Source organism: Vibrio sp. 10N.222.48.A3 (assembly GCF_041475345.1).
GTDB classification, from domain to species: Bacteria; Pseudomonadota; Gammaproteobacteria; order Enterobacterales; family Vibrionaceae; genus Vibrio; species Vibrio tasmaniensis_A.
In genome coordinates this window covers 1-537 of the sequence record NZ_JBFRVX010001534.1, presented here as the reverse complement: position 1 = coordinate 537, position 537 = coordinate 1, and the positions used below count along the sequence as shown (strand labels likewise).

General features: G+C 38.2%; 1 protein-coding gene. It reads left to right on the top strand.

Features of this window, described 5'->3' with window-relative positions:
- A partial coding sequence (locus AB4653_RS27595; protein WP_372105837.1) for an isoamylase early set domain-containing protein occupies window positions 1–271 on the top strand: 271 nt, incomplete at its 5' end.
- Between the last annotated feature and the right edge of the window lie 266 nt (window positions 272–537).

The window sequence follows — 537 nt, the reverse complement described above, 5'->3', positions numbered from 1 at the left end:
AGATGAAGTTGAAGTGACTTTCGAGCTAGAAGCTCAAGAAGCTAATTCCGTATCTATCGTTGCCGACTTTCTGGATTGGAAAGCGACCCCAATGAAAAAACTGGCGAAAGGGAAGGTTTACAAGTTTAAAACTCGTCTTCCGAAAGATGGTGAGTTTCAATTTCGCTACCTAGTTGATGATCAACAATGGGTGAACGATGCGAATGCTGATCGTTATATCCCGAATGAATTTGGTGAAGATAATTGCTTGGTATCGACAGTTAACGCTTAGTTGAAATAGCATGAATTAAAAAGCAGGAACGAGATGTTTCTGCTTTTTAATGTCTAAATCGTTGGTTCATTAATTTTTTGAGTTGTGCCTATTTCATTAACGGTAACTCAATGACTTAGCCGAGATTGCGCAGATTCACATCATATTATGACAATGCAATGATGATTTATACGCCTGAAAAGCATATCCTGTGCTTTTATATCGTAGAAAGACCTGTTTACCGTGTATTCAAAAATATTTTCCTCTCCGTTTGCTGAGCTTTCACC